The organism is Pantoea sp. (assembly GCF_039594315.1).
Lineage (GTDB): Bacteria > Pseudomonadota > Gammaproteobacteria > Enterobacterales > Enterobacteriaceae > Pantoea.
The window spans coordinates 303,389-310,832 of the sequence record NZ_JBCNNP010000002.1 but is presented as its reverse complement, the minus strand read 5'-3'; the positions used below and the strand labels follow the sequence as shown (position 1 = coordinate 310,832).

Annotated in this window: 6 protein-coding genes; 1 reads left to right on the top strand and 5 read right to left on the bottom strand. The window is 56.2% G+C overall.

From position 1 onward, the window contains the following. The first annotated feature begins 114 nt into the window (after window positions 1-114). Entirely contained in the window at window positions 115-1,194 is a 1,080-nt protein-coding gene (gene mltC / locus ABDW13_RS03090; protein WP_343550928.1) for a membrane-bound lytic murein transglycosylase MltC, read from the top strand. 73 nt (window positions 1,195-1,267) lie between these two features. On the opposite strand, the gene ABDW13_RS03085 is transcribed toward mltC, so the two are convergent. The 5 genes from ABDW13_RS03085 to ABDW13_RS03065 form a co-directional block, all read right to left on the bottom strand. Beyond that, on the bottom strand, window positions 1,268-3,418 hold the full coding sequence (locus tag ABDW13_RS03085) for an ornithine decarboxylase (RefSeq protein ID WP_343550927.1): 2,151 nt from the start codon (window positions 3,416-3,418) through the stop codon (window positions 1,268-1,270). Between the two features lie 426 nt (window positions 3,419-3,844). Next, window positions 3,845-4,624 carry a heme ABC transporter ATP-binding protein gene (locus ABDW13_RS03080; protein ID WP_343550926.1) on the bottom strand — a complete coding sequence of 260 codons (780 nt, stop codon included), beginning with the start codon at window positions 4,622-4,624 and terminating at the stop codon, window positions 3,845-3,847. Beyond that, window positions 4,617-5,618 (bottom strand): iron ABC transporter permease, encoded by a 1,002-nt coding sequence (locus ABDW13_RS03075; protein WP_343550925.1) that lies wholly within the window; start codon window positions 5,616-5,618, stop codon window positions 4,617-4,619. The genes ABDW13_RS03080 and ABDW13_RS03075 overlap by 8 nt, the downstream gene beginning before the upstream one ends. Next, a complete protein-coding gene (locus ABDW13_RS03070; protein ID WP_343550924.1) occupies window positions 5,611-6,432 on the bottom strand; it encodes a hemin ABC transporter substrate-binding protein in 822 nt (273 codons plus the stop codon). The genes ABDW13_RS03075 and ABDW13_RS03070 overlap by 8 nt, the downstream gene beginning before the upstream one ends. After that, window positions 6,429-7,442, bottom strand: coding sequence for a ChuX/HutX family heme-like substrate-binding protein (locus tag ABDW13_RS03065; protein WP_343550923.1), 1,014 nt, complete (start codon window positions 7,440-7,442; stop codon window positions 6,429-6,431). The genes ABDW13_RS03070 and ABDW13_RS03065 overlap by 4 nt, the downstream gene beginning before the upstream one ends. Window positions 7,443-7,444: the final 2 nt, after the last annotated feature.

The window sequence follows — 7,444 nt, the reverse complement described above, 5'->3', positions numbered from 1 at the left end:
AATTTCCTGTTCGAAGGCAAAGATGTGCACATTGAAGGTTACACCCCGCCAGAAAAATAACCGTTCAGGGCTTCCCTTTGAGGCCCTCTTTTTCGATTCAGGCACGCATTAACAATGAATAAAAAACTGATAGCGCTGTTGGTGATTGCACCACTTTTGGTCTCCTGCTCCGGACAAAAAAAATCGCAGTATCATGAAGAGTGGGTCAAGGACACCAACGGTTTCGATATTTTGATGGGGCAGTTCGCCCACAACATTGAAAACATTTGGGGCATCAATGAAGTTCTGATCGCCGGTCCAAAAGACTACGTTAAATACAGCGACGGCTATTACACCCGCAGTCACATCAACTTTGACAGCGGTAGCATCACTATCGAGACCATTTCCGGCACCGATCCGATGGCCAGCTTGCGCCAGGCGATCATCACGACGCTGTTAATCGGCGAAGATCCCGGCAATGTCGATCTCTACTCCGACGCCAACGATATTCAAATCAGTAAAGAGCCGCTGCTGTACGGCCAGGTGCTGGATAACACCGGGCAACCGATTCGCTGGCAGGGTCGCGCCGGTAACTTTGCCGATTATCTGATTCAAAACAAACTGCAAAAACGCACGTCTGGCTTGCACGTCATCTGGTCGGTGACCATTCCGATGGTGCCGAACCACCTCGACAAACGTGCGCACAAATATCTGCCGATGGTGCGTAAAGCCGCCGAGCAATATGGTGTGGATGCGTCGTTGATTCTGGCGATTATGCAGATTGAATCGAGCTTCAACCCATATGCGGTAAGCCATGCCGATGCGTTGGGCTTGATGCAGGTGGTGCAGCATACCGCCGGTGTCGATGTGTTCCGCATGCAGGGCAAAGGCGGCAAACCGAGTCGTAGCTATCTACTTGATCCTGAGAACAATATTGATGCAGGTACCGCGTATCTGTCGATTCTACAAAGAAGTTATTTGGGCGGGATTCAGGATCCGACCTCACGGCGTTATGCGGTGATTACCGCGTATAACGGCGGTGCGGGCAGCGTGCTGCGCGTGTTCTCCAGCGATAAAGATCGCGCATTCTCGTCGATTAATGGCATGTCGCCAGCGGAAGTTTATCAGACGCTGACCACCAACCATCCATCGGCGGAGTCGCGTCGTTATCTGTATAAAGTGAGCCAGGCGCAGCGCAGTTATCGCCGTTATTGATACGGTGCGGCTGGTCCCTCATCCCAACCTTCTCCCGCACGCGGGAGAAGGGGCTAAAAATGGGTGAGGGAAATCAGCGCACAATCATATTCGCCACTAAACGCAGTCGCCCGCTGTCATCTTCCTCGGTGTAAACCCCTTGCAGCTCTGGTGAGAAGCCCGGCAACAAATTAATCCCCTCTTCCAGCGCGAGGAAATATTGCTGCACCGCGCCGCCCCACTCTTCGCCGGGCACCACGCACAGCACGCCTGGTGGATACGGCAATGCGCCTTCTGCGGCAATTCGTCCCGCGGCAGCGGCAATCGGCACCAACTCCACTTCACCGCGAATATACGCCTGATGCGCATCCTGCGGATTCACCTGCACCGGCGGGAAACACTCCGCGCGGAACATCGCTTTCTGCAAATCTTTCACGTCATAGCTGACATACAGATCGTGCATCTCCTGGCACAAGCGGCGCAGCGTATAGCCTTTATAACGCTCGATATTCTTGCGATACACGCTCGGCAGCACTTCCGCCAGTAGCGCATCTTCACGCACATGCTGCTCAAACTGCTCCAGCATCGCCACCAAATGCGCCATTTTCTCCGGCGTTTCCGCTGGCGTCAGCAGGAACAGAATCGAATTCAGGTCGCACTTCTCCGGCACGATGCCGTTTTCGCGCAGGTAGTTCGCCAGAATGGTGGCCGGAATACCAAAGCTGGTGTATTTGCCGCTGGCAGCGTCAATGCCCGGCGTAGTCAGCAACAGTTTGCAGGGATCGACCAGATACTGATCTTGGGCATAACCTTCAAACCCGTGCCATTTCGCGCCGGGTTCGAGGCTAAAGTAAGCCGGATCGGCAGCGATGGCTTCCGTTTCCGCCGCTTGCCACAGTTTGCCGTGCACCTTTTCCGGCAGGAACGGTTGGATCATCTCGCAACGTTCCAGAATCGCTTTGCGCGCATCAATACCGATGGTGACGCATTCGTGCCACATGCTGCGTCCCGCTTCGCCTTTGTGCATACGCGCGTTGATATCCAGCGCGGCAAACAGCGGATAGAACGGGCTGGTTGAGGCGTGCAGCATAAACGCATTGTTCAGACGCTTGTGCGGACAGAAGCGCTTTTGCCCACGCAGGTGATTGTCTTTCTTGTGAATTTGCGACGTCTGCGAGAAGCCAGCCAACTGTTTGTGCACTGATTGGGTGACAAAAATGCCCGGATCGTTTTCGTTCAACTCCAGCGTCAGCGGCGAGCAACCGGCCATCAGCGGAATAAACTGCTCGTAACCGACCCACGCCGAATCAAACAGAATGTAGTCGCACAGATGACCAATGCGATCGACCACCTGACGCGCGTTGTACACCGTGCCATCGTAGGTGCCGAGTTGGATAATCGCCAAACGGAACGGGCGCTGATCGTGAGCGCGATGCGGCGCCACTTTCGCAACCTGCTCACGCAAATAAGCATCATCAAAACAGTGCGCATCAATGCCGCCGATAAAGCCAAACGGATTACGCGCCGCCTCGAGATAGACCGGCGTGGCACCGGCTTGAATCAGCGCGCCATGATGGTTGGATTTATGGTTGTTGCGGTCAAACAGCACCAAATCGCCGCGCGTCAGCAACGCGTTGGTCACCACTTTATTGGCGCTGGAGGTGCCATTCAGCACGAAGTAGGTTTTGTCGGCGTTAAACACTTTAGCCGCATGTTTCTGTGCATCTTTCGCCGAACCTTCGTGGATCAGCAGATCGCCGAGCTTAACGTCGGCGTTACACATGTCGGAGCGGAAGATGTTTTCACCGTAGAACTCATAGAATTGACGTCCCGCCGGATGTTTGCGGAAGAACGCGCCGCCCTGATGCCCCGGACATGCGAAGGTGCTGTTCTGCATATCGACGTAACGCGTTAACGTATCGAAGAACGGCGGCAGTAAATCCGATTCATACGCCTGCGCCGCTTCTTCCAGCGCTTCCCACTCTTGCGGCGCGCCATTGATTTCGCCAGTCACGCCCGGCAATTTCAGCACCTCTTCGTCGAACGCATTGGCGACGAAGATCGGCAAATTGAAGCCGTTTTGCCGCAATAGCGTTAGCACGCCGCTGCGCGTATCCGCCAGCGAGACGACAACCGCCGCCACATCAGTAAAATCGGTATTATCCAGCGTCACCACATCGCGCGCGGTGTTGAGGCTCAGACTTGGGGCTACCGCTACGCTAGCAGCGATTTTCAATGGGTTCATAACACAAATCCCTGAGAGTAAGGATGAGTGGGTGCCGATGGCACAGCAATGAGGAGATTTCCTCGGCGAATACGTCAGGCGGTGGCAATCCGTAGGGCGCAATCATGTCATCTTTTTTTCGCAGGAACAACCCGCGATATAAGAATTAAAAACCAATCACAAAAAACAATAAAAACATTAATAACAACAACTTAATAATTAAAAATTGCTTGGAAATTTGTATTTTATGAGGTTTTATGCAGATTATTACAAATTCCCCTCACCCCAGCCCTCTCCCACAAGTGGGAGAGGGAGCAGATCGAGAGATGTGTCAGATTGGTGTTTTACAGTGCCATTGTTTAAGTCGCATGACATGGCTCATTCATCGCTCGGTCGGTCCCCTCTCCCACGCGTGGGAGAGGGTTAGGGTGAGGGCCCAAACTGCTCTCACGCACGCAATTGAATCTGCGGCCTGCCCTTTTCTCCCTGCATCACCACATCCAATTCCGCCTGATACCAGCGCGTCAAGGTCGCTTCGGTCATCACATCCTGCGGTGCGCCCTGCGCCACTAATTTGCCTTGATGCAGCAGCAACACGCGATCCGACCACAACGAGGCCAGATTAAGATCGTGCAACACGGTACACACACTAAAGCGCCCGTTGCGCGTCAGTCGATGTAGCAAACGTAAACTGTGTTGCTGCCAGAACAGATCCAGCGCCGACGTCGGTTCATCGAGAAACAGCCAGCCGCGTGGGCCATCGTCGTGCCACAGCTGCGCCAGTACGCGCGCCAGTTGCACGCGTTGCTGTTCGCCGCCAGACAGCGATCGATAATCGCGCTGCGCCAGTTCGAGGCTGCCGGTGAGGTGCATCACCTCTTCGATTACCGTTTTGGATTGCGCGGTGGGCCACGGCGCGCGCCCCATCGCCACCACGTCTTGTGCCGGCAGCGGGAACGTGACGCTATTTTGCTGGCGCATCACCGCGCGACGTTGCGCCAGCGGTTCACGCGGCCAGGCGTTGAGCGGACGCTCGCCAAGCCAGCATTCACCGGCTTGTGGCGTGAGAAAGCCGGTCAGCAAACGTAACAACGTGGATTTCCCGGCACCGTTTGGCCCGATTAAGCTGATCATTTCGCCGGGCGGCAAGGTAAGCGATACATCATCAATTAATGCGCGCGAACCGTGGCTGAAACGTAAGCCGCGCGCCTGCATGCAATCACTCATTTATCCCCCTTTGTTGGCGCAGAATCAGCCAGAGAAACCACGGGCCGCCCAGTAAACTGGTGAGCAATCCCACCGGCATTTCCGCCGGGATCACCACGGTGCGCGCCAGCGTATCGGCCAGCAACAGCAATATCGCGCCTGCCAGCGCCGAACCCGGCAGCATCCAGCGGTGATCGCTGCCGAGGCAGAAACGCATCAGATGCGGCACCACTAAACCGACAAAACCAATAATGCCGCTCACTGAAACCGCGGTGCCGACCAGCAAGGCGCTCAGTACCAACAACTGGCGCTGCGTGCGTTTGACGTCGATGCCCATGTAATGCGCATCTTCCTCGCCCAGTTGCAGCAAATTGAGACGCCGCGCGCGCAGTTGAATGGCTATCAGCGCGGGCAAAATCAACAGCGCGCACACCAGCAAACTCGGCCATTGCGCCGTGCTCAAGCTGCCCATGCCCCATAACGCCAGTTGGCGCAGTTGCTGATCGTTGCTGAGCCACGACAGTACGCCGACGGCCGCGCCGCATAAGGCATTGATGGCGATGCCGACCAGCAGCAGGCGCGACAAATTACCCAGCGCCAGGCGGCTAAAGCTGAAGATCAGCAGCGTCACCAGCAAACTCCCCAGGAAGGCGGCGAGTGTTGGCAGCCACAGCGCCAGCAACGGCGGTAAACCCAGCGGGATGACGATAGCAATCGCTACCGCCAAACCCGCGCCGCTGCTGATCCCCAGCAAACCGGGATCGGCCAGCGGATTGCGAAACAATCCCTGCATCACCGCGCCGGACACCGCCAGCGCCATGCCAAGCAGCACCGCCAGCAACACGCGCGGCAAACGGATATTGATCCAGATTTGCCACGCCATATCGCTCAATGGCGCGTTTAATAATGTACGAACGGAAAGCGGCATCGCACCGAAATTGGCGGCCATCAGCATACAAATCACCATGCTGATAGCCATCAACAACAGCCAGCGCATCACTACGGCATTAGTCATGCTTGGCCGCTTCGGCTGCGTGACGCAATTTGACTATTGTCTTTGGCGTATCAAGGCCAAAACTCAACAGCGCCATCTCATCCACCACCAGCAACGCGCGATGCTGACCGGCTGGCGTCAATGCTAAACCGGGCAGCGCCCACACTTTCTCTTCGCCACCCAAGGTTTTTAAGCCATCTTCGCCGACCACAATGAGATCCGGTGCGGCGGCCACCACGCCTTCTTGCGAAAGCTGCTGATAATGCGGTACCGCCGCCATCGCGTTGATTAAACCGGCGCTGCGGATCGCGCCATCTGCGCCGGTTTGCGCGCCCGCCGCCTGAGTACGCATGCCGCCGTGCGCCATAATAAACAACACTTTCACCGGCAGCGCTTGCTGCGGGATCTCGGCGCGCTGTTTATTCACTTTCTCAATCAGCGCGTTAGCTTCATCTTCACGATGCAGCGCTTTACCGATGGTGGCGATTTTCTTCGGAATAGCGGCGAGGCTGTTTTCGCCGGTGACATCTACCACTTTCACGCCAGCTTGCTCAACTTGCTGCAACACCAGCGACGGTTTCGCCAGTTCGCTGCTCAGTACCAAAGTAGGTTTCAGTGCCAGAATCCCTTCGGCGTTGAGTTGGCGCATATAACCGATATCCGGCAGCTTGGTGGCCTGCGCCGGATGCAGGCTGGTGCTGTCGCGCGCCACCAAATCTTGCTGCGCATCCAGCGCATAGATGATTTGCGTGACGTCGCCGCCAATCGACACCACACGCTCCGCCGCCAAGGTTGGCAGCGCCAGCACGCTAATCAGTAGCAGAAGCTTTTTCATGCTAAAGCCTCCACCTGCTCACGCCAGCGCGCCTGTTCTGGCGTGCCTTCGCTGCGTTGACCGTACAGTTGCGCGATCTGCGTGCCGTCGGCGGCAAACAGTTCCAGGCTGGTGACAAAGCCGTCGCCGCTGGGTTTGCGCGTCACCCAGCTTTCGTGGATGTGATCGGCCATTAAATGCAGCGTGAAGGTCGGATTGAAGATGTTGATCCAGTTATCCATTGGCATCAGCTTCTCAATCGCGCCGGTGAAAATCTGGGTGCAGCCGCGATTACCGATAAAGATCATGATTTCATTGCCATCCTGCTGCGCCTGATCCAGCAACTGCGCCAGCGCAGCGTTACTGACCTGACGCGCCAGATCGTCTGGCACCGCGCGGAACGCTTGTGGGCGTGAGAGGTTGTGGCGTTTCAACAGACCAAAGAATTGATGCACATCGGTGATGGCGCGCCATTCCGCTTCGACTTTAGCAGCATCCACCGTGCTGCTATGTTCTGGCGCGTTGAATGGCTGCGGATCTAATGCATCAACCTGTTCAACCACAAACGCCGCGATCAGCGCATCCCAGGCGGCGATGTCGCTATGTTCAGTGGTGTAGATTTTCAGTACCGCATCGGCGTGGCGATCAAAAATCTGAATGCTTTGACGTTCGCCGCGCGCCGTTTGCTCGCGCAGGAAAAACGCGCTGTGCCACTGATTGGGGAACAGGCGCTGATCAAGCGCGCGCGGGTTAAGAATCAATCCGGCCTGTTCGCCAAGATGCAGGTTTTCATATTTACCCACCTGCTCATGCACCGCGTATTCATTGCGGGTGATGCTTTTGGTTTCACCAACTGCCGCTAACGCGGCCAGCAACGCCGGGAAATCCGGCTTCAGCGCCTGCGCATCCTGACCAATGCGCGCTTCGCACAGCTGCGCTTCGCCAATGCCCATCAACGCTGCGAGGTCGCGCGCGTACTTTTTCGGATGTTCGCCTTTCAGCGCCAGATAGTGATCGTAACGTGGGTTCATGC

Bases quoted from the DNA above. Each gene is read 5' to 3' on its own strand.
- ABDW13_RS03065 (WP_343550923.1), bottom strand. From the start codon at position 7,442: ATGAACCCACGTTACGATCACTATCTGGCGCTGAAAGGCGAACATCCG.
- mltC (WP_343550928.1), top strand. From the start codon at position 115: ATGAATAAAAAACTGATAGCGCTGTTGGTGATTGCACCACTTTTGGTC.
- ABDW13_RS03080 (WP_343550926.1), bottom strand. From the start codon at position 4,624: ATGAGTGATTGCATGCAGGCGCGCGGCTTACGTTTCAGCCACGGTTCG.
- ABDW13_RS03075 (WP_343550925.1), bottom strand. From the start codon at position 5,618: ATGACTAATGCCGTAGTGATGCGCTGGCTGTTGTTGATGGCTATCAGC.
- ABDW13_RS03085 (WP_343550927.1), bottom strand. From the start codon at position 3,418: ATGAACCCATTGAAAATCGCTGCTAGCGTAGCGGTAGCCCCAAGTCTG.
- ABDW13_RS03070 (WP_343550924.1), bottom strand. From the start codon at position 6,432: ATGAAAAAGCTTCTGCTACTGATTAGCGTGCTGGCGCTGCCAACCTTG.